Origin of the sequence: Sphaerisporangium melleum, assembly GCF_014646695.1 — a bacterium.
Classification (GTDB): Bacteria; Actinomycetota; Actinomycetes; order Streptosporangiales; family Streptosporangiaceae; genus Sphaerisporangium; species Sphaerisporangium melleum.
In genome coordinates this window covers 48,718-73,698 of sequence record NZ_BMNT01000042.1, presented here as the reverse complement: position 1 = coordinate 73,698, position 24,981 = coordinate 48,718, and the positions used below count along the sequence as shown (strand labels likewise).

Here is a 24,981-nt window from a genome sequence, read left to right as displayed (position 1 = left end):
CCGCACGACGGTGTCGTAGATCGACGTGTCGCCGTGCGGGTGGTAGGACCCCATCACGTCACCGACGACGCGAGAGCGACTTGAAGTAGGTCAGTGCCCGGTGAGGAAGGGTCAAAGCCGCCCCGCACGAATTCGCTGGCGGCGATGACCAGGGGCCCTCACCACTTCTGCGGTCGGTTGCCCATAGGCCACCGACATCAGCGCCCCTGCGGCGAGACTCCGCGTCACCGTGCTCGGCGGTCAGCTTGCCCGCGTCCTGGTTTCACGTGAAACGACGAGCCTCCCCCGCCCACATGCGGAAGCCACATCCATGCCGATCTCCCAGAACGCCGTGTGGGGGTCGGTCATCGTCGCGTGGATGCGCCACATGGCGGAGGGGGCGAGGGGAAGAAGATCAGTCGTCGGTGCCATCGAAGGCGTTGGCGGCCTGTGGCGCCATGGCCCCGATGATGCGCTCCAGATCGTCCATCGTGGCGAACTCGACGACGATGCGGCCCTTGTGCCGGCCGAGATCGACCTTCACCCGGGTCTCGAAGTGGTCGGAGAGGCGGTGGGCGAGATGGGCCAGCACCGGCTCGGGGGCGTCTTTCGCGCGGCGAGGGCGCGGGGCCGGCGCGGCCGTGGCCTCGCCCATGGAGACGATCTCCTCCACCGTGCGCACCGACAGTCCTTCGGCCACGATACGGCTCGCCAGGTGCTCCTGCGCGGCCGGGTCACTGAGCGGGAGCAGGGCTCGGGCATGCCCGGCGCTGATGGTCCCGGCCGCCACCCTCGTCTGCACGTTGCCCGGGAGGTTCAGCAACCGCAGCGTGTTGGTGATGTGCGAGCGAGAACGGCCGACCCGCTGGGCGAGCTGCTCGTGGGTGGCGCCGAAGTCGTCCAGCAACTGGCGGTAGGCCGCGGCCTCCTCCAGCGCGTTGAGCTGCTCCCGCTGGAGGTTCTCGATGAGCGCCTCGCGCAGCATCTCATCGTCCTGCGTGCCGCGGACGATCGCCGGGATCTCGGTCATCTCCAGCAGTTGGGACGCCCGCCAGCGCCGCTCCCCCATGATCAGCTCATAGCGGCCCTGCCCCACCGCGCGGACCACGATGGGCTGGAGCAGCCCGACCTCGCGGATCGAGTCGGCCAGCTCGCGCAGGGCGTCCTCGTCGAAGATGTCCCGGGGCTGGCGCGGGTTCGGAATGATCGCGGCGACCGGGATCTCCAGGAAGTACGCCCCGGCGACCGGCTTGGGCCCCTCGTCGGCCGGCGAGCCGCTCGCGGCCGATCCGGACGGCGGGCTCGCCGCCTCGACGACCGGCCCGGTGGGGATCAGAGCGCCGAGCCCTTTCCCCAGTCCGACACGCCTCTGCTGAACCACGACTCCTCCTCGGCCAACCCCGGCTCACCCGCGCGGAGACCGACACTCTGTCGGGCACCGTCTCTGCCACCGCGCGTTCCACTCGAATCCTGCCCTGCTCCCGGCCCGGCGGGGTCCGGCTCGGCACGCTCCACAGGAGAGTACCGCCGCCGGACACGGTCAGCCTTCCGCCATCGCCGCACCGCGATACGCGATCTCCCGCGCCGCGTCCATGTACGCCATCGCCCCGCTGGAGCCGGCGTCGTAGGTCAGCACGGACTGTCCGTAGCTGGGCGCCTCGGACACCCGGACGCTGCGTGGGATGACCGTGTTGAGCACCGTGTCACCGAAGTGCGACCGCACCTCCTCGGCCACCTGAGAGGCCAGCCGAGTGCGGCCGTCGTACATGGTGAGCAGGACGGTGGACACCTTGAGCCGCTGATTGAGGTGGACGCGGACGAGTTCGACGTTCTGCAGGAGCTGGCTGACGCCTTCCAGCGCGTAGTACTCGCACTGGATGGGGATCATGACCTCTTCGGCGGCCACCATGGCGTTCACGGTGAGCAGACCGAGCGACGGCGGGCAGTCGATGAAGATGTAGTCCAGCTCGATGGCGTCGAACGCCTCCAGCGCCCGCTTGAGCCGGGCCTCCCGGGCGACGAGCGACACCAGCTCGATCTCGGCGCCGGCCAGCCCGATGGTCGCCGGCGCGCAGTAGAGATTGGGCATGTCGGGCACCGAGTTGACGATGTCCTTGAGCGCGAGGTCCTCGACGAGCACCTGGTAGACCGACGGGATGTCACCGCGGTGTTCGACCGACAGCGCCGTCGATGCGTTGCCCTGGGGGTCGAGGTCGACGACGAGGACGCGCAGCCCGTGCATCGACAGGCCCGCGGCGAGGTTGACGGCGGTCGTGGTCTTGCCGACGCCGCCCTTCTGGTTGGCGATGGTGATGATCCGCGGCTTCGGCGGACGGGGCCAGTCGCCCTCGCGCAGGGAGGACGAGTAGCCGATCGAAGCGGCGGCCACGGGAGTGGACGGAGCTGTTTCACGTGAAACCACTGAGCTGAGCGCCTCTCGGACCAGCGGCGAGTCGCCGGGGTTAAGCGGGGGCTGTGCCACCTGCGGCACGGTCGTCGTCCTTTTCACCGGCGGGGCGGGATCGGGGTAGGGCGGCCAGCCGAGACCCGAGGGTCTCCCGCTCATCACGAGGACATGACCAGCGGGCCAGCCAAGGCCGCCTGCCGTATCCGGCATAACCGTCACCTCTTCCGTCGGCGCCGCGCACCCTGTGCGTTTCGCACGGGTGCGCGTCCGGCGACCACCCGCACGAGAGTGGCGGGCGGATCGACCTTACCGCGCCCGACTGTGACAAGTTCGGCGGAACGCACCTCGTATGCCCGCAATTGCTGCTCCGCGGCGTCCAGTTCCTCCGCGGCACGCTCTCCCTTCATCGCCAGAAGCTGGCCCCCCTCCCGCAGAAGGGGCAGCGACCAGGCGAGCAGGCGGTCGAGCGGCGCGACGGCACGCGCGGAGGCGACGTCGAAGACCCGCTTACCGGCCAGCTCCTCGGCCCGTCCCCGCACCACCTCCACGTTGGCGAGCTTCAACTCGATCACGCACTCCTCGAGGAACGTCGTCCTGCGCAGGAGCGGCTCCAGCAGCGTCACGGTCACGTCAGGCCGGACGATCGCCAGGACCAGGCCCGGAAGCCCCGCTCCGGATCCGATGTCGACCAGGTGCGCGCCCTCCGGCACGGCCTCGGCCACCACCGCGCAGTTGAGCAGGTGCCGGTCCCAGATGCGCGGGACCTCCCGGGGACCGAGCAGTCCTCTTACGACGCCGGGCCCCGCCAGGATCTCCGCGAACGCCCGGGCCCGGGACCATGCCTCACCGGTGAAGACCTCGCGCGCCACATCGGGCGCTTCGGGCAGTTCATCGCTTTCCGCCATCACTCACTCAACTAGAGCCGTCGCAATATCTCGGCGTAAGGGTAGCCGCCTCCGCCGCCTCCGATCGCTCGACGCGGCGGTTCCGCACTGTGGCGGCGCGCCGTCACCACACGGGTGGGTGGTCTGGGACGGGCGGTACAAGGAGAAGGCCGGACAGCGCCCGGCAATGCTCAGGCCCGTCACCAGGCAAGATCCGGCATCGGTTCGGCAGGTCGGCGGCCCGGGCGACGGTGGGGGAGAGCGCCGGTCGTTAGAAAGGAAGCGACGCATCGGGTTGCCCGGCGCTCGGCCCACCGGCGGCTCACACAGGTCCGGCGGAGGGGAGGCTCACAGACCCGATGGCAGGGCCCGGGCAATCGAAAGGGCCGCCGATCCATCGGATCGGCGGCCCTTTGCCGCATGTGGTCCCTACGCGGGTCGCGCAATGCCCCCGTCAGGCGGGCAGGACGACGACGTACCGCTCGGGCTCCTCCCCCTCGGACTCGCTGCGCAGCCCGGCCGCGGCGACGGCGTCATGCACGATCTTGCGCTCGAAGGGCGTCATCGGCTGCAGGGACTTGGCCTGGCCGGAACGCCTGACGTCCTCGGCGGCCCTGGCGCCCAGCTTGCTCAGCTCGGCGCGCTTGCCCTGGCGGTAGCCGGCGACGTCGAGCATCAGCCGGGACCGCTCACCGGTGCGCCGGTGCACGGCCAGGCGGGTGAGCTCCTGCAGCGCTTCCAGCACTTCGCCGTGCGCGCCGACGAGATCGTTGCCCTTGATGTCGACGATGGACACCAGGGCACGGTCGCCTTCGACGTCCATGTCGATGTCGCCGTCGATGTCGGCGATGTCCAGCAGACCTTCGAGGTAGTCCGCCGCGATCTCGCCTTCCTGCTCCAGGGCGGCGACGTCGGGCGCGGCCTTCGGGGCCTGCTCCTCGTTGACTTCGGTCACGTCCGCGCTCTCCTTCGAAGACAACCGGCTACGGCTTCTTGGTGCTACCTGTGCGCTTGCTGCGCGGCTGCCGCGTGGGCTGCTGACGGATGATCTTAGGCTCGGGAGCCGGCGGAGGCTCGTCCGCGGGCTCCTTGGCGGCCTTCTTCGGCATGACCTTGCTCAGCAGCCCTGGCTTGGGCTCGGGCTCCACCACGTTGCCCTTGGCGTCCACCACCGGCGTCGGGTGCCGGCTGTAGAACCAGTGTTGCTGACCAAGAGTCCACAGGTTGGTGGTGACCCAGTAAAGGATAAGCCCGAGCGCGAAGTTCAAGCTGAAGATGGCGAACAGCGGCGAGATGTACATGAGGATCTTCTGCTGCTGCGCCATGGGGTTGTCGGGCATCTGCGCCATCGAACGGGTGACGCTCTGCCGGACGGTGAGGAACGTCGTGGTGGAGCTGATCGCCACGAACACGCCCAGGACGATCTTGGTCACGATCGGGTCGGCGCCGAAGCCGATGATGTCGGCGTTGCTGGTGAAGAAGGTCGCCGGGATCGGCGCGCCGAAGATGTGCGCGGACCTGGCGGAGTCCACCAGCTGCTGGGTCATGCCGTGGGCGGCCTTGTCCTCGGCGATCGACCGCAGCACCGTGAAGACGGAGATGAAGATCGGGAACTGGGCCACGATGGGCAGGCAACCGCCCAGCGGGTTGGCGCCGGCTTCCTGGTAGACCTTCATGACCTCCTGGTTCATGCGCTGCTTGTCGTTCTTGTACTTCTTGCGCAGCTCCTGCACCTTGGGGGCGAGTTCCTGCATCTTCTTCGACGAGCGCATCTGCTTGAGGAAGAGCGGGAAGATCAGCAGACGCATCAGCACGGTCAACGTGATGATGGTCAGCGCCCAGTTCAGCCCGTTGTCCGGGGGGATGAGGATGCTGTACGCCGAGTGGATCCAGGCGATCACCGTCGCCACGGCGGTGTACAGCGGTTCCAGGAATGTCAGCTCCACCGAGCTAGCTCCCTTGCGTTTCGTCGTGGGACCGGACCGGGCGCGGAGGCACCGGGTCGTAACCTCCCGGGTGGAAGGGGTGGCAACGCCCGATTCGCCTGGCGGTCAGCCACAGCCCGCGCAGCGCGCCGTGGACGGCTATCGCCTCGAGGCCGTAGGCACTGCAGGACGGTTCGAAGCGGCATCGCGGCCCAAGGAGGGGGCTTATGAAGGCTCGATAGAACCGGATCGGGGCGATGAGGAGGCGCGCGGCCGTCGAGACCTCGGGTGGTCGCGTGGCGTCGGCAGCCGTGCCCGGCGAAGGGAGCGCGGCCCCGCCCGCGTCCCGATCTCTCGCCTCTGGGTCTGCGTTGGTCATGCCTGTCCATCCGTCGCGGCCCGCGGGTCGGGCCGCCGTCCCGGCGCCCGCCCTCCGACCAGCCGGTCCAGCGCGACGTCCAGCTCGGCGGCGAGCTGATCGCTGCGCGCGGACGCCGCCTGCGGATTGGCGCGTACAACAAGCAGGCTACCTCTAGGAAGCGCGTGCAGGCGGTGCCGCATCAGATCGCGGAGCCGGCGCTTCACCCGGTTGCGGACGACCGCCCCGCCGACGGCCTTGCTGACCACGAACCCGACCCTCGGAGGGTCGGAGGGGTCGCCCCGGTCGCTGTAGTGGGCGACCAGCGTGGGCCGCCCCGCGCGCCTGCCTTTGCGGATCGCGCTCGCGAACTCATCGGCCCGACGCATGCGGAAGGCGGACGGCAGCACGAGTGGACCTGCTTTCAGACGTGAACGCGCCCGGGCATGGCTGTCGCCCGCCGGTCAGTTCCGACGGGCGAGACGAGCACGCACCGGGCGCTCCGCGCGCGCTGTCAGGCGGACAGCTCCGCGCGGCCCTTGCGACGGCGGGCGGCGAGGATGGCGCGACCGGCCCGCGTGCGCATGCGCAGCCGGAAGCCGTGGGTCTTCGCGCGGCGACGGTTGTTCGGCTGGAAAGTACGCTTGCTCACGAGTGGGCTCCAGGCTTGAGTTCGCCCGCACACAGTGCGAACGATTGACACACAGGGCAAGGCCTGCCAACGGGCGGGCACGCCAAAGTGCCATCGCGCGACAAGCCGACCGTCGTACGTTACGGGGCCGGAAGCCCGGAGGTCAAACCGGACGCCCCATCTCACCTGCCGCGCCTTTGGACCGGACGGCCGGCGTCCCGGGCCGTCCGCCCGTGTCTCGCCAGGTTATCCACTATTCCACAGGGCGGTTTTCCACCGGCTGGCGCGTCATCCACAGGATGTGCATCGTCTCGCCCCCAGCCTGCCCTAGGCTGTGGACAACGTCTTGAACAGGGATGTGCACAACGCTACTGTCGGCCCTCCGGACCTTACCCTCCGTACGTATCCGATGTGCGAGGAAGCACACCTGGAAGGCCGTGGACCGGCGGTGTCACCTGTGGAAATCATGTGGATCGAGTGTGGATCCACTGTGGACCACCGGAGGCGGCCTGCGGACAACGCTGTGGAGACAGCCGCGAGGCCCAGCACCGGCGGAGCGTGCTCCGGCGGGCGTCCTTGTGGAAAAAGGGATCGCGGCGAGCGGCGGGGGCCGCGCTGAGAAGAAGGGGCCAGGCCAATGGATGGCGTCGACCTCGGCCCGTTGTGGGCACGGGCGCTGGAGAGCTTGGCCGAGGGCAGCGTGCCGCCCCAGCAGCGCGCGTGGCTGAACATGACCCGGCCGTTCGGGCTCGTGAACGACACGATCATCCTCGCCGCGCCGAACGACTTCGCCAAGGACGTCCTCGAGACCAAGCTGCGGCCGCTGATCGCCCAGGCGCTCTCCCAGGAGTTCGGCCGTCCGATGCGCGTCGCCGTCATGGTGGACCCCGTGGCCGTCGCCGCCGACCCTGCGGGCCCCGGGCCCGAGGGTTATCCACAGGCCGCGGCGCAGGGTTATCCCCAAGGTGGACAACCCCAGCCGGGGTACGGACAGCCGGGCCGGCCGGGTTCCACGGACCGTCGCCCCTTCGGCGACCAGGGATCGTCCACCGATTATCCACAGGGAAGGCCACAGGAGCGGCCGTACACCTATCCCTATGGACGTGACGCTCAAGAGCCCTACGGCGGCGGCCCCGCCGGGTCGTCCGCCGCATACCGCCAGGACGGTTTCCCGGGCGGCGACGCCGAGGGGTACGCCCGGCCGGGGCAGGAGCAGGGACGTCCCGCCCAGCAGGAGCCGCCGGCCTCCCAGCCCTTCCCGCCGGGCGAGGCCGGGCAGCCCTACTCCGGCGCCGACGGCAGGCCGCCGTTCCCCCGGGGCGAATCCTCGTCGTATCCCGCGCACTCCGACGGCTCACAGCCCTATGGACAGGGTGATTCCGGGCAGCCGTACGCCTCCGGCGAGGCCGCGCAAGGGTTCCCGCAGGGAGAGGGCGGGCAGCCCTACGGCCAGGGCGACGCCTCGCGTCCCTATCCCGCACAGACCGGTGGATACGGGGCGCAACCGTACGCGGGCCGGCCGGAGGGTCAGGCGCCGCGCCCGCGCCAGGAGCAGCAGAGCTACGACCGTCCCCCCGGGCAGCACCGCTGGGACGGCGGGTCGCCGGCGCCGGCCCGGGGCGGCAAGCCGGGGGAGCCCGGCAGGTTGAACCCCAAGTACACCTTCGAGACCTTCGTCATCGGCGCGTCCAACCGGTTCGCGCACGCGGCCGCCGTCGCGGTGGCCGAGGCGCCGGCCAAGGCGTACAACCCGCTGTTCATCTACGGCGACTCGGGGCTGGGCAAGACCCACCTCCTGCACGCGATCGGCCACTACGCCCAGCGGCTCTACGACGGTGCCCGGGTGCGGTACGTGAGCTCGGAGGAGTTCACCAACGACTTCATCAACTCGATCCGCGACCACAAGGCCGACGGGTTCCGGGCGCGCTACCGGGCCGTGGACATCCTGCTGGTGGACGACATCCAGTTCCTGGAGGGCAAGGAGCAGACCCAGGAGGAGTTCTTCCACACCTTCAACACCCTGCACAACGCCAACAAGCAGATCGTGATCTCCAGTGACCGGGCGCCCAAGCAGCTCGTGACCCTGGAGGACCGGCTCCGCAACCGCTTCGAGTGGGGCCTGATCACCGACGTCCAGCCGCCCGAGCTCGAGACGCGCATCGCGATCCTGCGCAAGAAGGCCATCCAGGAAGGGCTCGCGGCGCCGGGCGACGTGCTGGAGTACATCGCCAGCAAGATCTCGACCAACATCCGCGAGCTGGAGGGAGCGCTCATCCGGGTGACGGCGTTCGCCAGCCTCAACCGGCAGTCCGTCGACCTGCAGCTCGCCGAGGTCGTGCTCAAGGACCTCATCACCGAGGACTCCAGCACCGAGATCACCATCGCGACGATCATGGCGCAGACGGCGGCCTACTTCGGGCTGTCGATCGACGACCTGTGCGGCAGCTCGCGCTCACGGGTGCTGGTGACGGCACGGCAGATCGCCATGTACCTGGCGCGTGAGCTCACCGACCTGTCGCTGCCCAAGATCGGTCAGCAGTTCGGCGGACGCGATCACACGACCGTCATGCACGCCGAGCGCAAGATCCGCTCGCTGATGGCCGAGCGGCGCTCGATGTACAACCAGGTCACCGAGCTGACCAACCGCATCAAACAGAACTCCCGCAACGCCTGATGATCCACAGCCTGTGGATATCTCTGTGGATCGGACCACGGTGTCAACGAATGACCGGAATGCCGGATCGAACGGGCGAACAAGCAAGCGTCCGGCCGAGAGAGCACCGCTCACAACCTGGGGAAAAACCTGGGGACATCCTGGGGAAGACCTGGGGACATCTCGTGGACAACCTGTGCATGCCCTGTGGGCGACGTTCGAGCCCATGCGCAAAACGGACTCCTACCCCGTGGATAACCGGTGGAAACCTCGTGGATGACCGGTGGATGAAGACCCCCCGATCTGGGGATGGCCTGTGGGCAACTCTCGGCCGTCCCCAGGCACGGCGAGGTTACCCACCGCCCATGCACAGGCGCGGTGGAAAAAATATGGTCCCTGAGCTGCGAGGACACCGGTTTTCCACAGTATCCACGGCCCCTAATGTGATGACCTGTATCTCTCTCTACTAAGAACTCAAGACCCATAGAAGGGTTCTCGCGGTGCTCCCGTGCGGGAGGGTGAACACTTGAATCAACGGCGCGGACCAGTCGAGCCGGGATCAAGACCGCGATCAAGACACAGCCGAAGACGACAGGAGGCGGTTCGACGTGATGTTCCGTGTCGACCGAGACGTACTCGCAGAAGCGGTCGCATGGACCGCACGGAGCCTGCCGGCCCGGCCCTCGGTGCCGGTGCTGGCCGGTATGCGACTGGAGGTCACCGAGAACCAGCAGCTCAAGCTCTCCGGATTCGACTACGAGGTCTCCGCCGAGGTGACCCTGGAGTTGCAGACCGGCGACCCCGGCCTGGTGCTCGTCTCCGGCCGCCTGCTCGCCGAGATCACCCGCGCGCTGCCCTCACAGCCTGTGGACTTCGTGGTCGAGGGCGCCAAGGCCGTCGTCACCTGTGGAAGCGCCAGGTTCACTCTGCTCACCATGCCCGCGGAGGACTACCCCTCGCTGCCGGCGATGCCGCCCGCCGCCGGCCGGGTCGGCAGTGACACGTTCTCCTCGGCGGTCGCCCAGGTCGCCGTCGCGGCGGGCAAGGACGACACGCTGCCGATGCTCACCGGTGTGCGCATGGAGATCGAGGGCGACACCGTGACCCTGGCCGCCACCGACCGCTACCGCCTGGCGGTGCGCGAGCTGAAGTGGCAGCCCGACCAGGCCGACTTCTCGGCCATCGCGATGATCCCGGGCAGGACGCTCGCCGACACCGCCAAGTCGCTCACCACGGGCGCCGAGGTCGAGATCGCCCTGAGCTCCTCCGGCGGCACCGGCGAGGGCATGATCGGGTTCTCCAGTGCCGGACGGCGCACCACCACCCGGCTGCTGGACCCGGAGTTCCCGAAGTACCGCTCGCTGCTGCCGACGGAGTTCTCGGCGCACGCCGACATCCCCACGTCGGCGTTCGTCGAGGCGGTCAAGCGCGTGGCCCTGGTGGCCGAGCGCAACACGCCGGTGCGCCTGGCCTTCCACGGTGGCGAGGTCGTCCTGGAGGCCGGCAGCGGCGACGAGGCGCAGGCCGTCGAGGTGCTCCCGGTGGAGTTCGAGGGCGAAGAGATCAACATCGCCTTCAACCACCAGTTCCTGCTGGAGGGGCTCGGCGCGATCGACTCCGACGTGGCGCGCCTGCAGTTCACCACGTCCACCAAGCCGGCCATCCTCACTGGTGGAAAGCCTGTGGACGACGGAGGGACGCCTGACTACCGGTACCTCATCATGCCCATCAGGCTGTCCAGTTAGTATCCCCTCGTCCACATCGCATGGACGGGGTGGGGCAGTGACGACGCGTGGGACACGTCGTCGATGGGATTTCTCGCGCAAGGGGTGGCAGTTATGCAGATCGGCATCATCGGACTGGGCAAGATGGGCGGCAACATGGCCGAGCGGCTGCGCCGCGCCGGTCATGACGTGGTGGGCTACGACCGCCACCCCGAGGTCAGCGACGTCGCCGACCTCGACGAGCTCGTCCAGCGGCTCCAGGCGCCCCGCGCGGTGTGGGTGATGGTGCCGGCCGGCGACGCCACCAGGGCGACCGTCGACAAGCTGTGCGAGGCGCTGTCCCCCGGTGACATCGTGGTGGACGGCGGCAACTCCCACTACCTCGACGACAAGAAGCACGCCGATCAGCTCGGCGAGCGGGGCATCGGCTTCGTCGACGCCGGCGTCAGCGGCGGGGTCTGGGGCCTGCAGAACGGCTACGCGCTGATGGTCGGCGGCGACGCCGAGAACGTCGGGCGGCTCATGCCGATCTTCGATTCCCTCAAGCCGGAGGGCGAGGACGGCTTCGTCCACGCGGGCACCGTCGGCGCGGGCCACTTCGCCAAGATGGTCCACAACGGCATCGAGTACGGCATGATGCAGGCCTTCGCCGAGGGCTGGGAGCTGCTGGAGGCCACCGACATCGTCACCGACGTGCCGGGCACCTTCGCGAGCTGGCGCACGGGCACGGTGATCCGCTCCTGGCTGCTCGACCTGCTGGTGCGGGCTCTCGACCAGGACCCCGACCTCGCGGAGCTCAAGGGCTACGCCGAGGACTCCGGAGAGGGCCGCTGGACCGTCCAGGCCGCGGTGGACCACGCCGTCCCCCTGCCGGCCATCACCGCGGCCCTCTTCGCGCGCTTCTCCTCCCGCCAGGACGACTCCCCCGCGATGAAGATGGTCGCGGCGCTGCGCAACCAGTTCGGCGGCCATGCGGTGACCTCCGTCGAGGGGCAGCACGCCAAGGGCGCCGACGCTCCGGGCGCGGACGTCACGCCGCCGTTCCAGGGCGGGCACTGATCCACGGCCTGTGGGCGCCGCCTGTGGGCGCCCACAGGCCGGTCCGGCATCGGCAGTACGAGGAGCACCCGCACGACCGCCACGCCCTGTACGGAGGGCCTGGCGGGGGCATGGTCACGCACAGCCTGGGGAAAACTCTCGCGATCGTGTGACGGAAGCGGCGATCCGTACACAGAGCGAGCACTTGTGCCGCTGTTGTCGTAGGGGCGCACTAACCTTCGTGGGGTGCATGTCGCCCACCTGTCGCTGACCGACTTCCGGTCCTACTCCTCCGTGGAGCTGGCCCTGGAGCCGGGAGTGACGGCGTTCGTCGGCCCGAACGGCCAGGGTAAGACCAACCTCGTCGAGGCTCTGGCGTACGTCGCGACACTCGGCAGCTTCCGGGTGGCGACCGACGCCCCGCTCGTCCGCCAGGGCGCCTCGCGGGCCATCGTCCGGGCGGCGGTGGTCCGCGACGACCGGCGCGCCCTCGTCGAGCTGGAGATCAACCCCGGCCGGGCCAACCGTGCGCGACTCAACCGCTCCCCCGTGCCGCGGCCGCGCGACATCCTCGGCCTGCTGCGCACGGTGCTGTTCTCCCCCGAGGATCTCGCGCTGGTCAAGGGCGACCCCGCCGACCGGCGCCGCTTCCTGGACGACCTGCTGGTCGCACGGGCGCCCCGCTTCGCGGGCGTGCGCGCCGACTACGACCGGGTGCTCAAGCAGCGTGGCGCCCTGCTGCGCAGCGCCGTGCAGACGCGGCACGGCCGCCGGCAGGGCCCGCGCCGGCAGGAGGCCGAGGCGGGGTTCGCCGCGGCCGGGGCGGGCGACGCGCTCAGCACGCTGGAGGTCTGGGACGCCCACCTCGCCCGCCACGGCGCCGAGCTGCTCGCCGCCCGCCTGGAGCTCGTGGCGGCGCTGCGCCCGCTGGTCGCTAAGGCGTACGCCCTGCTGGCCCCCGCATCGGCCCCCGCCGGCATGGAATACCGCCACACGTTGTCCACAGCGGTGGACGGACTGCCGCCCGCACCGGGCGACGGCCCGGCGGCGCCGCCGGTCACGGAGCCGGCGACGCCGCTGCCCGGGCGGTCAGAGCTCGAGGAGGCCCTTCGAGCGAGCCTGCTGGAGGTGCGCCAGGCCGAGCTCGAACGCGGCGTCACTCTGGTCGGCCCGCACCGCGACGACCTGCTGCTGCGCCTCGGCGAGCTGCCGGCGCGCGGCTACGCCAGCCACGGCGAGTCCTGGTCGTTCGCCCTCGCGCTGCGCCTCGGCGCGTACGACCTGCTCCGGGCCGAGGGCGGCGACCCGGTCCTGATCCTCGATGACGTCTTCGCCGAGCTGGACGCCCGCAGGCGGCGCAGTCTGGCCGACATCGTCGCTCCGGCCGAACAGGTGCTCATCACCGCGGCGGTGCCCGAGGACGTCCCGGCCCAGCTCGCCGGTGCCCGGTTCGACGTGGCGGAAGGGAGTGTCACCCGTGTCAGGTGAGCCATCCGGAGTCCAGTCCCCCGACGGCGTCGCGGCGCGCGGCGCCGCCCTCGCGCGGGAGAAACTCGCCCAGGCCAAGGCCGACGCCGCCAAGCGCGGGCAACTGCCCCGGCGCGAGCCGCGCCGGCGGGCGTCGTCGTCGCAGGCACGACGCGACGCATCCGATCCGCAGCTGTTCGGCCGCGCCATCCGCGACCTGCTGTCCGACCGCGGCTGGGAGCAGCCGATCGCGGTGGGTGGCGTGTTCGGCCGCTGGCGCGAGATCGTCGGGCCCGATCTCGCGGCCCACACCAAACCCGAGACCTTCGCCGACGGTGAGGTGCTGGTCGTCGCCGACTCCACCGCCTGGGCCACCCAGGTGCGCCTCCTCGCCGCCACCCTGGTGCGGCGGCTGAACGAGGAGCTCGGCGACGGCACGGTGCACAGGGTGCGGGTGCGCGGCCCGCAGAACGGTCCACGGCCTTCCGGCGGGCTGCGCGTTACCGGCTACAGGGGTCCACGTGACACGTATGGTTGACAGATGCGTCACAGCGAGTTCACTCTCCGCGGCGAGTGGCCCGTGGCAGGGCGTCCACCCCGGGGAAACCGATCAGAATCACCCTGGCGCGAGTGACCCCGTCCCTCGTGGGGGGATGCTCAGATGGGAGTCGAACGCCCGACAGGCCACCACAGCGGCCGTCAATGCCACCTGATGCGCTTCTGACCGGTAGAATGAACTTGGATTCCGGACACGTCCGCATGCGAGTCACCCCCGGCCCCGTGCCGGTCTCCCATGGGTGGACGCATCCAGGCACTCACGACGGTGACGGGCACGGCAGGGGCAGCCGCTTGGTGGCCTGTCCTGTCGTATGTCCGCGGCAGGAGGATTTCGCACTTGTCCTACGACGCTAGCTCAATCACCGTTCTCGAAGGCCTCGAGGCGGTTCGTAAGCGCCCCGGCATGTACATCGGCTCGACCGGCGAACGTGGCCTCCATCACCTGGTCTACGAGGTCGTCGACAACTCGGTGGACGAGGCGCTCGCCGGTTACGCCGACCGCATCGAGGTCACCCTTCTCCCCGATAACGGCGTGCGGGTGGTGGACAACGGCCGCGGCATCCCGGTCGGCATCGTCCCCGGTGAGCAGCGGCCCGCCGTCGAGGTCGTCCTGACCGTGCTGCACGCGGGCGGCAAGTTCGACAGCAAGTCCTACGCCGTCTCCGGCGGTCTGCACGGCGTCGGCGTGTCGGTGGTCAACGCCCTGTCCACCCGCCTCGAGGTGGAGATCAAGACCGACGGCCACCACTGGCAGCAGTCCTACGTCGAGAGCAAGCCGACCGGCCCCCTGGTCAAGGGCGAGGCCACCGAGGCGACTGGCACCTCGATCACCTTCTGGGCCGACGACACCATCTTCGAGACCACCACGTGGAACTTCGAGACGCTGTCCCGCCGCTTCCAGGAGATGGCCTTCCTCAACAAGGGCCTGACGATCATCCTGAGCGACGAGCGGCCCGACCACGTCAACGGCGAGCCCCACGTGGTGACCTACCACTACGAGGGCGGCCTGTCCGACTTCGTCAAGCACATCAACTCCAAGAAGGAGCCGGTCCACAACTCGGTCATCGACTTCGAGTCCGAGGGCGACGGCATCTCCGTCGAGATCGCCATGCAGTGGAACGCCTCCTACACCGAGTCGGTCTACACCTTCGCCAACACCATCAACACCGCCGAGGGCGGCACCCACGAGGAGGGCTTCCGCGCGGCGCTGACGTCGATCGTCAACCGCTACGCGCGTGAGCAGAAGTTCCTCAAGGAGGGCAAGGACGACAACCTCACCGGTGACGACGTGCGTGAGGGCCTGACCGCGATCATCTCGGTCAAGCTCGCCGACCCGCAGTTCGAGGGCCAGACCAAGACCAAGCTCGGCAACACCGAGGCCAAGTCGTTCGTGCAGAAGGCGTGCAACGACTTCCTGCGCGACTGGTTCGAGCGCAACCCGGGCGAGGCCAAGGAGATCATCAACAAGTCTCTGCAGGCGTCCCGGGCGCGCATCGCCGCCCGCCAGGCCCGCGACCTCACCCGGCGCAAGTCGCTGCTGGAGGCCGGCTCCGGGCTGCCGGGCAAGCTCGCCGACTGCCAGTGGACCGAGCCCGAGAAGTGCGAGCTGTACATCGTCGAGGGTGACTCCGCGGGCGGCTCCGCCAAGGGCGGCCGCGACCCGAAGTTCCAGGCGATCCTCCCGATCCGCGGCAAGATCCTCAACGTCGAGAAGGCCCGCATCGACCGGGTCCTGAAGAACAACGAGGTGCAGGCGCTGATCACCGCGCTCGGCACCGGCGTGCACGCCGAGTTCGACATCTCCAAGCTCCGCTATCACAAGCTGATCTTGATGGCGGACGCCGACGTCGACGGTCAGCACATCACCACTCTGCTGCTGACGCTGCTCTTCCGCTTCATGCGGCCGCTGATCGAGGCCGGCCACGTCTACCTCTCCCAGCCGCCGCTCTACAAGATCAAGTGGGACCGCAAGGGCGAGGACGCCAGCTACGCCTACTCCGACCGTGAGCGGGACGCCGTCATCGAGGCCGGGATCGCGCAGGGCCGTCGCGACCCGCGCCTGCACGACGGCGTCCAGCGCTTCAAGGGACTGGGCGAGATGAACGCCGCCCAGCTCTGGGACACCACCATGAACCCGGCCACCCGGGTCCTCCTCCAGGTCACCCTCGACGACGCCGCACAGGCCGACGAGATGTTCACCGTCCTGATGGGCGAGGACGTCGAGGCGCGCAGGTCGTTCATCATCAGGAACGCGCGGGACGTCCGGTTCCTCGACGTCTAGACGTGCAGCGGCCGCCGTACAGACCCATCTTTCGGAAAAGGAACGACCACCCGTGACGGAAGTGAACACCCCGCCTGGGCCGCCTGCCGACCGCATCGAACCGGTCGACATCCAGTCCGAGATGCAGCGCAGCTACATGGACTACGCGATGTCGGTCATCGTGTCCCGCGCGCTGCCGGACGTCCGCGACGGCCTCAAGCCCGTGCACCGGCGCGTGCTCTACGCCATGTACGACGGCGGGTACCGCCCTGACCGCGGATACTTCAAGTGCTCTCGCGTCGTCGGTGACGTGATGGGGTCCTACCACCCGCACGGCGACACGTCGATCTACGACACCGTCGTGCGGCTCGCGCAGCCGTGGGCGCCGCGCTACACGCTGGTCGACGGGCAGGGCAACTTCGGCTCGCCCGGCAACGACCCGGCCGCCGCCATGCGGTACACCGAGTGCCGGCTCGCGCCGATAGCCATGGAGATGCTCCGTGACATCGACAAGGAGACCGTCGACTTCCAGCCGAACTACGACGGCCGCTCCCAGGAGCCCGTCGTCCTTCCGTCGCGGTTCCCGAACCTCCTGGTCAACGGCTCGGCCGGCATCGCGGTCGGCATGGCGACCAACATCCCGCCGCACAACCTGCGCGAGGTGGCGTCCGGCGTCCACTGGGCGCTGGAGAACCCCGACGCCTCCGAGGAGGAGCTGCTCGAGGCGCTGATCGCCCGCGTCAAGGGCCCCGACTTCCCGACGGGCGCGCTGATCGTCGGACGCCGCGGCATCGACGACGCCTACCGCACCGGGCGCGGTTCGATCACCATGCGGGCCATCGTCGAGGTGGAGGAGGACGCCAAGGGCCGGCAGGCCCTGGTGGTCACCGAGCTGCCGTACCAGGTCAACCCGGACAACCTCGCGCTGACCATCGCCGAGCTGGTCAAGGACGGCAAGATCAACGGCATCGCCGACGTGCGCGACGAGACCTCCTCGCGCACCGGTCAGCGCCTGGTGATCGTCCTCAAGCGGGACGCCGTCGCCAAGGTCGTGCTGAACAACCTGTACAAGCACACCCAGCTGCAGACGACGTTCGGCGCCAACATGCTGGCCCTGGTCGACGGCGTGCCGAGGACGCTGCGCATCGACCAGTTCGTCAAGTACTACGTCGAGCACCAGATCGAGGTCGTCGTCCGGCGCACGCGCTACCTGCTGCGCAAGGCCGAGGAGCGCGCGCACATCCTGCGCGGCCTGCTCAAGGCGCTGGACCGCATGGACGAGGTCATCGCCCTGATCCGCCGCTCCCCCTCGGCGGCGCAGGCGTCCGGCGGCCTGATGGAGCTGCTGGAGATCGACGAGATCCAGGCCCAGGCCATCCTGGACATGCAGCTGCGCAAGCTGGCCGCCCTGGAGCGTCAGCAGATCACCGACGAGTACAACGGCCTGATGACGCAGATCGCCGACTACCAGGAGATCCTGGCCTCGCCGGTCCGCCAGCGGCAGATCGTCGGCGACGAGCTCACCGAGATCGTCAACCGGTACGGCGACGAGCGCAAGACCGAGATCGTGGCCTACGACGGCGACATGTCCATCGAGGACCTCATCGCCGAGGAGGACATGGTCGTCACGATCACCCGTGGCGGCTATGCCAAGCGCACCAAGACCGATCTCTACCGCGCCCAGAAGCGCGGTGGCAAGGGCGTCCGGGGTGCGCAGCTGCGCCAGGACGACATCGTCGAGCACTTCTTCGTCACGACGACCCACCACTGGCTGCTGTTCTTCACCAACAAGGGCCGCGTCTACCGCATCAAGGCCTACGAGCTGCCCGACGCCGGCCGGGACGCCCGGGGCCAGCACCTGGCCAACCTGCTGGCCATGCAGCCCGACGAGCACGTCATGGAGGTCCTGGACCTTCGCGACTACCAGGTCTCTCCCTACCTGGTGCTCGCCACCCGCAGTGGCCTGGTGAAGAAGACCCGCCTGTCGGAGTACGACTCGCCGAGGTCCGGCGGCCTGATCGCCATCAACCTCCGCGAGGACGACGAGGTGATCGCGGCGCGGCTGGTCAGCGAGGACGACGACCTGCTGCTGGTCTCCCGGGGGGCGAAGTCCATCCGGTTCACCGCCTCCGACGACGCCCTGCGGCCGATGGGCCGCGCCACCAGCGGCGTCATCGGCATGAGGTTCCTGGACGGCGACGAACTGCTGGCGATGAACGTCCTCAGCGACGGCGATGACGTGCTTATCGCGACCGAGGGTGGGTATGCGAAGCGGACACCCGCGGATCAATATCCTCTTCAAGGAAGAGGCGGGCAAGGTGTACTGACTGCGAAGATTGTGAGTGCCCGTGGCAAGCTGGTCGGAGCAGTCATGGTGAGGCCCGAGGACGAGGTGTTCGCGATCACCTCGGCCGGTGGGGTGATCCGGACCAGTGCGGGTGAGATCAAGCAGTCCGGCCGCCAGACCATGGGAGTGCGCCTGATGAACCTCTCTGAGGGAGACAGCGTGGTTGCCCTCGCCCGCAATGCCGAGTCGCTCGACACCGAGGACAACGGGGGAGTTGACGAATGAGCCCTCAGGCGAACTCCGGCGGTTCCGGCGGGGCGGGTAAGCCCCCCGGATCCTCCACGGCCCGCAAGCGGCCGGCACCAAAGGGGGCCCGTCCGGCTTCCTCGGTGAACTCCTCCACGCGCAACCAGGTGACGGAGAGCGTGAACACCTCGGAAAGTACCGGCAAGGTCCGTTCCCCCGGCGAGCCGGGTGATGACAGGGTTGTCGTCGTGTCCAGTGACAACGACGCCGCGCCGCCCCCCGTGGGTGGAGATGGCGGGAACGATACCCTGCGCATCCGGTCCTCCTCGGTGCCGGACAACTCCTGGTCGTCCGCGGACGGTCAGGGCGCCGGGCCCACCAGGCCGTCTCCCAAGCCGGCCGGCACCACTCCCACTCCCACCTCCACGCCCCCCGGTCCCCGGCCACCGGCGCCGGGCCCCGGCCCGCGCCCGGCGGGCGGAGCGCCGCGCCCCGGCCCCGGCACGGCCTCCGGCCCGGCGGCCCGTCCGGCCACGCCGGCTCCGTCCGGTGGCGGCTCCAGGCAGCAGGGCGGCTTCGGCGCCGTCTCGGCCCTGGCCAGCCCTGAGCCGGTCGCCGGCCGCTCGGAGCAGCGTGACAAGCCCGCGGCGCCCAAGGCGCCCCGCAAGGCTCACCTGGTGCTCCGCCGCGTCGAGCCCTGGTCGGCGATGAAGTTCAGCTTCGTCGTCTCACTGGTGTGCTTCGTGGTGCTGTTCGTGGCCGTCGCCGTCCTGTACGGCGTGCTGTCCGCACTCGGCGTCTTCGACTCCATCGTGAACACCGTGACGCAGCTCACCTCGCCCGACGGCAAGTCCAGCGCCGGCTTCGACATCAAGACCTGGTTCGAGCCCGCGCGCATCCTCGGCTACACCGCCCTGCTCGGCGCGGTGAACGTCGTGCTCATCACCGCGCTCTCCACGCTGGGATCCGTCATCTACAACGTCGCCTCCGACCTCGTCGGCGGCGTCGAGGTGACCTTCAGCGAGGCCGAGTGACCGCCGCCTCGCCCGTCCCGTACGCCCCCGTCCATCCAGGTTCGGGGGACAACGGACCCCGGTTTGGCGCGAGGCGGCCACAGAGCACGGTAAGCTTTTCCCTGTCGGCGAGATGGTTCGCTTCTCACTCGCGGAAGCGATAGTCTTCTCTCCGCCAGCGGGGCTATAGCTCAGACGGTTAGAGCGCTTCCCTGATAAGGAAGAGGTCCCAGGTTCAAGTCCTGGTAGCCCCACCAGCCGAAACGCCCCGAACGGATCTCCGTCCGGGGCTTTCTACTGCAACCACTACTGCAATGGCCTATTCGAACAGGTCGTTGACCTTGCGAATCGCGCTCTCCCGGCTTTCCTCGTCGCCGTGCGTGTAGATCTCCATCGTGACCGAGATCCGGCTGTGCCCGAGAATCTCCATCGCGTCGCGGGGCGCCACACCGAGTTTCTTGAGCAGCGACGCCGCAGTGTGCCGAAGATCGTGCAGCCGGATCGGCCTCAGCTCCTCATCCGCGACGATCCGGGCGAAGGACCGCCGTAGTCGACGGACAGGAACGCACGGACACTGTCGCCGGCCGGGTAGTAGGCGACCCTGGCGTGTTCGTCGGGGTGGATGCTCACCCCCACCCGGGGGGACTGGCCCGGGTGCATGCTGACGGTGGTGTAGCTGTAGCCGCTCATACGACGCCCTCCTGGTTCTCCTGGCTCTGGTGGTGGCGGGATGCCGCATCTCACGCGCCCGAACCGAGTAGGCGATGCGCTGCCCGTTCTGCCACGGCGTGACGGTCATGCCGTCGAACTCCACCGGGATGAACGGAAGCCCCAGCAAGGGCACCGGCGGGACCGGCTGATGGCGTGGGCGCCGGTCCCGCCAGCGGCGGGAACGCGGGCCGCCCGCCGCACGAAGCGCCCGCCGTACCAAGCCTCACCCGCTGACCAGGCACGCGCCGCACAGATACAGCACGACGATCGCCATGCTGTGGCCGACCACCACACGAGGTTGGGGGCGATCGACGGTCCGGGACTTCGTACCTCAGCCCCGGCCCACCGAGCCACGACAGTCGCCGTTACGAGGGGTTCGTCAGATCCAACACCCCGACCGTCTGGCCTCCGCTCTTCTCACCTGTGAGCCGGAACCCAAGCTTCCGATAGAAACCCTCGGGCCCGCCCTCTCCCGGCTCCCACGAGACATACATCTGCGTGCCACCGCGACGCCTGACTTCAGCGGCCACTGCTGCGACGGCGAAGCGGCCGATCCCACCGCCCTGCGCGTCGGACGTCACGTTGAGACGCCACAAGCCGGACCGGAAATCGACTCCCTTACCGTCCCAGTCGATATCGAGGAAGGCCATGAGGAAGCCCACCGGACGGTCGCCATCGAAGATGAGGCGTGGCCAGGCCACCTCCGGGTGGACGTAAGCCTCGGCCAGCGACTTCGCCACCGGTGAGACGAAGCGCTCCTGGTCGGGGCGGACTTTGACGGCGATAGCCATCTCGATGTTGGCAGGTGTAATAGGCGCAAGGCGGAAGCTCTTAGTCATGCTAGGACCATACGGATTGCACGGCCTCGTGCAGACATCGCCCGGCCGGATAATCCGTTCCCGACGGGATCTCGTTCTCGTCCAGCGGGACGTGGATCTCCACAACCAGGTCGGCCATGGAGCCATATTGCCCCAGTGGCTCCGTCGTCACTGGTGGGTGGTCAAGAGGTCGCCGGCGGGTTGGCGGCGTTGTGGCGATGCCCTGCGGCCCTGACCCGCGCGGGACGACGCTCACCGAGCGGCTGGGGCGATCCAGCCGGTGGCGCTCATGCATGTCCCCAAGCACCCGCCAGACCTTCAGGTCGCTGATCGTGGAAGCGCTGGCCGGATCCGCTCGGCCTGGGAGTCGGTTTCGGTCATCCGGTCAGGGTTGTGGGCGTTCCCGACAATTCGCATGCCCTTGACGTTCCGAGCCGTTCGAGTGCCTGTTCGGTTGCGCCTTTGGTGTTCACCCGGCGCCCGGCCTGACTCTCTGTGTCAACAATACAATACGGATTGTCACCGTTCTCAGGTATGGGTGCGGCTGGATTTGCGTGGCGAAAAGGGACGGCTCGCCGGCCGGCTCCGGCGAAGGTGTGATCTTATCCTCAAGCGAGGGAATGGGCCACCCTGCCGGGGAGGTACGGCCGATGATATGCCACCCGCAGGGGACAAATGTCCGCTAAATGCACGGATCTTTACCGGCCGATGTGATCTACATCACATTGAGGGTAAATCACATTTGTATATACTCAGCATAAGAGTCCGACCGCATGTGTGTGTTCGGGCTGTTTAGCGGGAAATGGACCTTGACCTTTTCCAGGGGACTCCCTGACCGGAAAGGGGGTGGCGGGGCGATGATGGCACCTCGCATCGCGCCGCTCGATAGAGAAACGGCCGCACACTCCTCGGGGTTTAGGTCTCCTCCTCCGCGTCGCTCTGGATATGACTTCGGGCAGATATCCCCGGGCCGTGGCCGTCGCGGTCCAGCTCGGTGGATACCCCGAAGACCGGGATTGGTCGCCGGCGGCGTCGACGTCGCAAAGCCGCCGGAAGCAATGGGATGAAGGGCCGGCCGTCGGCGTGCCGCGATCGCGGTCCGCAGGAGCACGGCAAGGAAAGCGACGTGACCGATCACGTGGCCTGAGCGAACAAGCACGTCAGAGCGCCATCCCGCCGCAAATCACCTAACGCGCGGATCGCCAGAATCAGGACCAGGAGAGCTGTCCTAGTGACGCGTGTCGAAGGTGGTGCACGGATGTGTGGACGGCACGATGACGTCTGAGCATCGGTCCGGCGAGATGGTTACCGCTTTCCGTGTCGCGCCGCTCGCCCGTTCGTCAGCGGCAGCAATATGGCACCGTCTGTCACGATTCCCGGAACGCGGCCCCCTGCCGTGGCGCGTCCGTCGTCCGCCATGAATGCTCCGTTGTGCACGCGCCGAGGTCGAAACATGCCTCGCCGGGCACCGTGCTCTCTGCCGTGCGATTGTGTCCCGCACTGCGGAATCCGAATCGGCTTCGGGATCGTCACCCCGTCACTCGATCCGTCATGGCGCCGTCCGTCGTCCCACAGATCCCAAGGTGGTCACCTCATGCTTCGTCGACGTCTGAAACCAAACGCTTAGGGGAGTCAGCGATGGATGTCGTAAAGGTACTTGTGGTAGAAGCGCACGCCCCCACGGCCGAGTCACTGGTACGTGATCTGCGCCGGCAAGGTTATTACGTGAAGAGCGTCAACACGGGGGCGGAGGCGCTGAAGGCGCATCGCAGCGCCACCCTGGTGCTACTCGACCTTGAACTCCCCGACATCGACGGACTGGAAGTCTGCCGGGCCATAAGAGACAGCAGCAATACCCCGATCATATCGTTCGCCGGCCGGGACACCGAGCTGGACCGGGTTCTCGCGCTCCAGGCCGGCGCGGACGACTGCGTGTCCAAACCGTGCGGTCTCCGCGAGGTCGTGGCCCGCATCGAGGCCCTGATGCGGCGCGCGTACCCGCGCGTGCACACACCGCAGTCCATTTCGCTCTGCCCGTTGCACATCGACAGCGGCGCCCGGAAGGTCCATCTCAACCACCAGGAGATAGACGTCACGGCGAAGGAATTCGATCTTCTCTACATTCTGGCCGCCAACCCGGAAAGAGTGGTGTCGCGCAAGGACCTCATGAAGAAGGTCTGGGAGTCCGACGGTGTGATGTGCAGCCGCACGATCGACACGCACGTCAGCAGCCTGCGCGCCAAGCTGGGCAGCGAATGGATCGTCACGGTACGGGGCGTCGGCTATCGAATAGGACAGGGATACAAACGCACCGAGCTACGCCGGGATGATCGCATGCAGGAGGTGGGGGCGGTCGGCGAGAGCGTGTGAGCGATCGGCGTGGCGGGGGCGGGGCCACGGCGACGGCTTCGACGCCGTCGCCGGGCGGCAGAGCACGACCTCCTACCCGCCGCAGTGGCCCCGGGCGGTCACGACACGGCGCGGGCGAGGTGCGCGAAGCCGTCGAGCCCGGCCGGGTCCCGGCCCAGGCCGGTGGGGGTCACCCAGTCGAAGGGCTCGTAGACCGCGGGTCCCAGACCCATGCCTTCGGCGACCAGCTCACGCAGGCGGTTGGTGGTGAACCCGCCGATGACGTTCATCTGGGCGTCCCGGTAGAGGCGCTCCACTTCGTGTCCCTGGGTGACGCCGGTCGCCCCGTGGATCTGCACGGCGCGCGTGGTGACCTCGACCGCCATCTCGGTGGCGTAGATCTTGAGCATGGCGATCAGATCGCGGGCCGACCGGCCCGCCGCACGCTCGCCCGCCGCACGGTGGGCCAGGAGGCGGGCGGCGTCGATCTGGGCGCGGGAGTCGGCGATCTGGGCCTGCACGCCCTCCATGTGCGCGAGCGGCCGGCCGAACGAGACCCGCTCCCGGGCATGCCGCACGGAGGCGGCCAAGGCGGATTCCGCGACGGCGACGGCCGAGATGGAGACCAGCAGCCACCCCCAGGCCATGCCCTCGGCGAGCTCCTCGAAGGGCACGGGTACGACATCGGCCTCGGCGACGTGGGCGTCGTCGAAGACGATGCCGCCCCAGGGCATCCCCCGCAGCCCCATGTGCGGGATCTCGTATCGCTGGACGCCGGGCTGCCGCAGGTTCACGAAGGCGAGGCACCAGTCGGGTCCGTCGTCCCCGGGGAGCTTCTCCCGCCTGGCGAGTGTCACGGCGAGGTCGGCGCAGGGCGCGTTGGCGATGCGCGACTTCTCGCCCTGGATGAGGTAGCCGCCGCCGGGCGTTCCGGCGGGGCGCACCGTGGTGCGGTAGGTGCCGGCGTCGCTTCCCGCGGTCGTCTCCGCCACGGCGAAGCAGCTCAGTGACTCACCCGACACCAGCGGCCGGAGCAGCCGCTCGTGTTCGCGCAGGTCGCCGTAGGTGGAGATCAGCTTGCCGCACAGCAGTGCGGACACGGTCGCCGCCCAGAAGGTGCTCGGGCAGGCCCGGGCCAGTGCCTCCATGGCCTCCGCCTGGACCGTGGGGCCGGCGGCGGTGCCGCCCACCTCCGGCGGGTGGAACAGTCCCTGGTATCCGCTTTCGGCGAGCTCCTTCCAGTTCTGGGAGGGGATGCGGCCCGCCGCGTCGGTCTGGGCCGCCCGGGCCTGGATGCCGGGGAAGTCGTGTGGGGAGGCGATGTCGTGTTGCTTGCCGTTCATGTCCATCTGCAGTCCTATCGTCAGCCGAGTCCCAGGACGGACGCCGCGATCACCGGCCGCAGCACCTCGGTGCCGCCGCCGGTCTCGGCGAAGAACAGCGCGTCTCGATGCGCCCTTTCGATCAGGTGGTCGCCGCTCCGGGGGAGAGGGCCGGACAGCCGCGCGGCGCCTTCGGTGACCGCGCGGACGGCGGCCGTCACGAAGAGCCGGGCGGTGGCGGCGTCCTGGTAGGAAGGGGTGCCGCCGCCGTCGAATCGCTTGGCGGCGCGATGCAGCACCTCGGTGGCCAGTTGGCACCGCGTGGCCAGGTCGGCGAGGGTGAACCGGACG

The 24,981-nt window shown here is 68.9% G+C and carries 22 protein-coding genes, 1 tRNA gene and 1 pseudogene; 10 read left to right on the top strand and 14 right to left on the bottom strand.

Going from position 1 to position 24,981, the window contains the following annotated elements:
• The 9 genes and pseudogenes from IEY93_RS39840 to rpmH all read right to left on the bottom strand — a co-directional run.
• Window positions 1-75: pseudogene (locus tag IEY93_RS39840) on the bottom strand (DNA gyrase subunit A); the annotation flags it as partial.
• Between the two features lie 319 nt (window positions 76-394).
• On the bottom strand, window positions 395-1,360 hold the full coding sequence (locus IEY93_RS30660; protein ID WP_189166639.1) for a ParB/RepB/Spo0J family partition protein: 966 nt from the start codon (window positions 1,358-1,360) through the stop codon (window positions 395-397).
• Between the two features lie 159 nt (window positions 1,361-1,519).
• On the bottom strand, window positions 1,520-2,368 hold the full coding sequence (locus IEY93_RS30655) for a ParA family protein (RefSeq protein WP_275411995.1): 849 nt from the start codon (window positions 2,366-2,368) through the stop codon (window positions 1,520-1,522).
• Window positions 2,369-2,601: 233 nt separating this feature from the next.
• Window positions 2,602-3,291, bottom strand: coding sequence for a 16S rRNA (guanine(527)-N(7))-methyltransferase RsmG (rsmG, locus tag IEY93_RS30650; RefSeq protein ID WP_189166637.1), 690 nt, complete (start codon window positions 3,289-3,291; stop codon window positions 2,602-2,604).
• 433 nt (window positions 3,292-3,724) lie between these two features.
• Window positions 3,725-4,225, bottom strand: a complete 501-nt coding sequence (locus IEY93_RS30645) for a Jag family protein (RefSeq protein ID WP_189166636.1) — start codon at window positions 4,223-4,225, stop codon at window positions 3,725-3,727.
• Window positions 4,226-4,253: 28 nt separating this feature from the next.
• Window positions 4,254-5,216 (bottom strand): membrane protein insertase YidC, encoded by a 963-nt coding sequence (yidC, locus tag IEY93_RS30640; RefSeq protein WP_189166635.1) that lies wholly within the window; start codon window positions 5,214-5,216, stop codon window positions 4,254-4,256.
• Between the two features lie 4 nt (window positions 5,217-5,220).
• Window positions 5,221-5,574: a membrane protein insertion efficiency factor YidD gene (yidD, locus tag IEY93_RS30635; RefSeq protein WP_189166634.1), complete on the bottom strand. Its 354-nt coding sequence runs from the start codon at window positions 5,572-5,574 to the stop codon at window positions 5,221-5,223.
• A complete protein-coding gene (gene rnpA / locus IEY93_RS30630; protein WP_229691609.1) occupies window positions 5,571-5,942 on the bottom strand; it encodes a ribonuclease P protein component in 372 nt (123 codons plus the stop codon). The genes yidD and rnpA overlap by 4 nt, the downstream gene beginning before the upstream one ends.
• Before the next feature lie 125 nt (window positions 5,943-6,067).
• Window positions 6,068-6,205, bottom strand: coding sequence for a 50S ribosomal protein L34 (gene rpmH, locus IEY93_RS30625; RefSeq protein ID WP_010849920.1), 138 nt, complete (start codon window positions 6,203-6,205; stop codon window positions 6,068-6,070).
• 616 nt (window positions 6,206-6,821) lie between these two features.
• Between rpmH and dnaA the strand changes: the two genes are divergently transcribed.
• The 9 genes from dnaA to IEY93_RS30580 all read left to right on the top strand — a co-directional run bounded on the left by dnaA (window position 6,822) and on the right by IEY93_RS30580 (window position 19,687).
• Window positions 6,822-8,858 (top strand): chromosomal replication initiator protein DnaA, encoded by a 2,037-nt coding sequence (gene dnaA / locus IEY93_RS30620; RefSeq protein ID WP_189166632.1) that lies wholly within the window; start codon window positions 6,822-6,824, stop codon window positions 8,856-8,858.
• A 587-nt stretch (window positions 8,859-9,445) separates the two neighbouring features.
• On the top strand, window positions 9,446-10,582 hold the full coding sequence (dnaN, locus tag IEY93_RS30615) for a DNA polymerase III subunit beta (RefSeq protein WP_189166631.1): 1,137 nt from the start codon (window positions 9,446-9,448) through the stop codon (window positions 10,580-10,582).
• A gap of 15 nt (window positions 10,583-10,597) precedes the next feature.
• A complete protein-coding gene (gene gnd / locus IEY93_RS30610) occupies window positions 10,598-11,620 on the top strand; it encodes a phosphogluconate dehydrogenase (NAD(+)-dependent, decarboxylating) (protein ID WP_268241592.1) in 1,023 nt (340 codons plus the stop codon).
• Between the two features lie 225 nt (window positions 11,621-11,845).
• Window positions 11,846-13,087: a DNA replication/repair protein RecF gene (gene recF, locus IEY93_RS30605; protein WP_189166629.1), complete on the top strand. Its 1,242-nt coding sequence runs from the start codon at window positions 11,846-11,848 to the stop codon at window positions 13,085-13,087.
• Window positions 13,077-13,604, top strand: a complete 528-nt coding sequence (locus IEY93_RS30600; RefSeq protein WP_189166628.1) for a DciA family protein — start codon at window positions 13,077-13,079, stop codon at window positions 13,602-13,604. Before recF ends, IEY93_RS30600 begins: the two co-directional genes overlap by 11 nt.
• A gap of 357 nt (window positions 13,605-13,961) precedes the next feature.
• Window positions 13,962-15,905: a DNA topoisomerase (ATP-hydrolyzing) subunit B gene (gyrB, locus tag IEY93_RS30595; RefSeq protein WP_189166627.1), complete on the top strand. Its 1,944-nt coding sequence runs from the start codon at window positions 13,962-13,964 to the stop codon at window positions 15,903-15,905.
• A gap of 52 nt (window positions 15,906-15,957) precedes the next feature.
• On the top strand, window positions 15,958-18,456 hold the full coding sequence (gene gyrA, locus IEY93_RS30590) for a DNA gyrase subunit A (protein WP_189166626.1): 2,499 nt from the start codon (window positions 15,958-15,960) through the stop codon (window positions 18,454-18,456).
• A 209-nt stretch (window positions 18,457-18,665) separates the two neighbouring features.
• Window positions 18,666-19,451 (top strand): DUF3566 domain-containing protein, encoded by a 786-nt coding sequence (locus IEY93_RS38760; RefSeq protein WP_229691607.1) that lies wholly within the window; start codon window positions 18,666-18,668, stop codon window positions 19,449-19,451.
• Between the two features lie 159 nt (window positions 19,452-19,610).
• A tRNA-Ile gene (locus IEY93_RS30580) sits at window positions 19,611-19,687 on the top strand.
• 62 nt (window positions 19,688-19,749) lie between these two features.
• On the opposite strand, the gene IEY93_RS38755 is transcribed toward IEY93_RS30580, so the two are convergent.
• The 3 genes from IEY93_RS38755 to IEY93_RS30570 form a co-directional block, all read right to left on the bottom strand.
• Window positions 19,750-19,926 (bottom strand): tyrosine-type recombinase/integrase, encoded by a 177-nt coding sequence (locus tag IEY93_RS38755; RefSeq protein WP_229691611.1) that lies wholly within the window; start codon window positions 19,924-19,926, stop codon window positions 19,750-19,752.
• 11 nt (window positions 19,927-19,937) lie between these two features.
• A complete protein-coding gene (locus tag IEY93_RS38750) occupies window positions 19,938-20,120 on the bottom strand; it encodes a hypothetical protein (RefSeq protein ID WP_229691615.1) in 183 nt (60 codons plus the stop codon).
• Window positions 20,121-20,506: 386 nt separating this feature from the next.
• Window positions 20,507-20,980: a GNAT family N-acetyltransferase gene (locus IEY93_RS30570; RefSeq protein ID WP_189166625.1), complete on the bottom strand. Its 474-nt coding sequence runs from the start codon at window positions 20,978-20,980 to the stop codon at window positions 20,507-20,509.
• A 1,617-nt stretch (window positions 20,981-22,597) separates the two neighbouring features.
• On the opposite strand from IEY93_RS30570, the gene IEY93_RS30565 reads away from it, so the two are divergent.
• Window positions 22,598-23,329: a response regulator transcription factor gene (locus IEY93_RS30565; protein WP_189166624.1), complete on the top strand. Its 732-nt coding sequence runs from the start codon at window positions 22,598-22,600 to the stop codon at window positions 23,327-23,329.
• 98 nt (window positions 23,330-23,427) lie between these two features.
• Here IEY93_RS30565 and IEY93_RS30560 read toward each other — a convergent pair whose 3' ends face one another.
• Together IEY93_RS30560 and IEY93_RS30555 are read right to left on the bottom strand one after the other, a co-directional pair.
• Complete coding sequence (locus IEY93_RS30560; protein ID WP_189166623.1) at window positions 23,428-24,651, bottom strand: acyl-CoA dehydrogenase family protein; 1,224 nt, start codon at window positions 24,649-24,651, stop codon at window positions 23,428-23,430.
• Window positions 24,652-24,671: 20 nt separating this feature from the next.
• Window positions 24,672-24,981, bottom strand: a 310-nt coding sequence (locus tag IEY93_RS30555) for an acyl-CoA dehydrogenase family protein (RefSeq protein ID WP_229691606.1), incomplete at its 5' end; no start/stop codon positions are given.

What these genes read in the sequence shown, in the direction of transcription:
- rnpA (WP_229691609.1), bottom strand. Translation starts at nt 5,942, where the DNA reads ATGCGTCGGGCCGATGAGTTCGCGAGCGCGATCCGCAAAGGCAGGCGC.
- yidD (WP_189166634.1), bottom strand. Translation starts at nt 5,574, where the DNA reads ATGACCAACGCAGACCCAGAGGCGAGAGATCGGGACGCGGGCGGGGCC.
- dnaA (WP_189166632.1), top strand. Translation starts at nt 6,822, where the DNA reads ATGGATGGCGTCGACCTCGGCCCGTTGTGGGCACGGGCGCTGGAGAGC.
- IEY93_RS38750 (WP_229691615.1), bottom strand. Translation starts at nt 20,120, where the DNA reads ATGAGCGGCTACAGCTACACCACCGTCAGCATGCACCCGGGCCAGTCC.
- IEY93_RS30570 (WP_189166625.1), bottom strand. Translation starts at nt 20,980, where the DNA reads ATGACTAAGAGCTTCCGCCTTGCGCCTATTACACCTGCCAACATCGAG.
- rsmG (WP_189166637.1), bottom strand. Translation starts at nt 3,291, where the DNA reads ATGGCGGAAAGCGATGAACTGCCCGAAGCGCCCGATGTGGCGCGCGAG.
- IEY93_RS30560 (WP_189166623.1), bottom strand. Translation starts at nt 24,651, where the DNA reads ATGAACGGCAAGCAACACGACATCGCCTCCCCACACGACTTCCCCGGC.
- IEY93_RS30565 (WP_189166624.1), top strand. Translation starts at nt 22,598, where the DNA reads ATGGATGTCGTAAAGGTACTTGTGGTAGAAGCGCACGCCCCCACGGCC.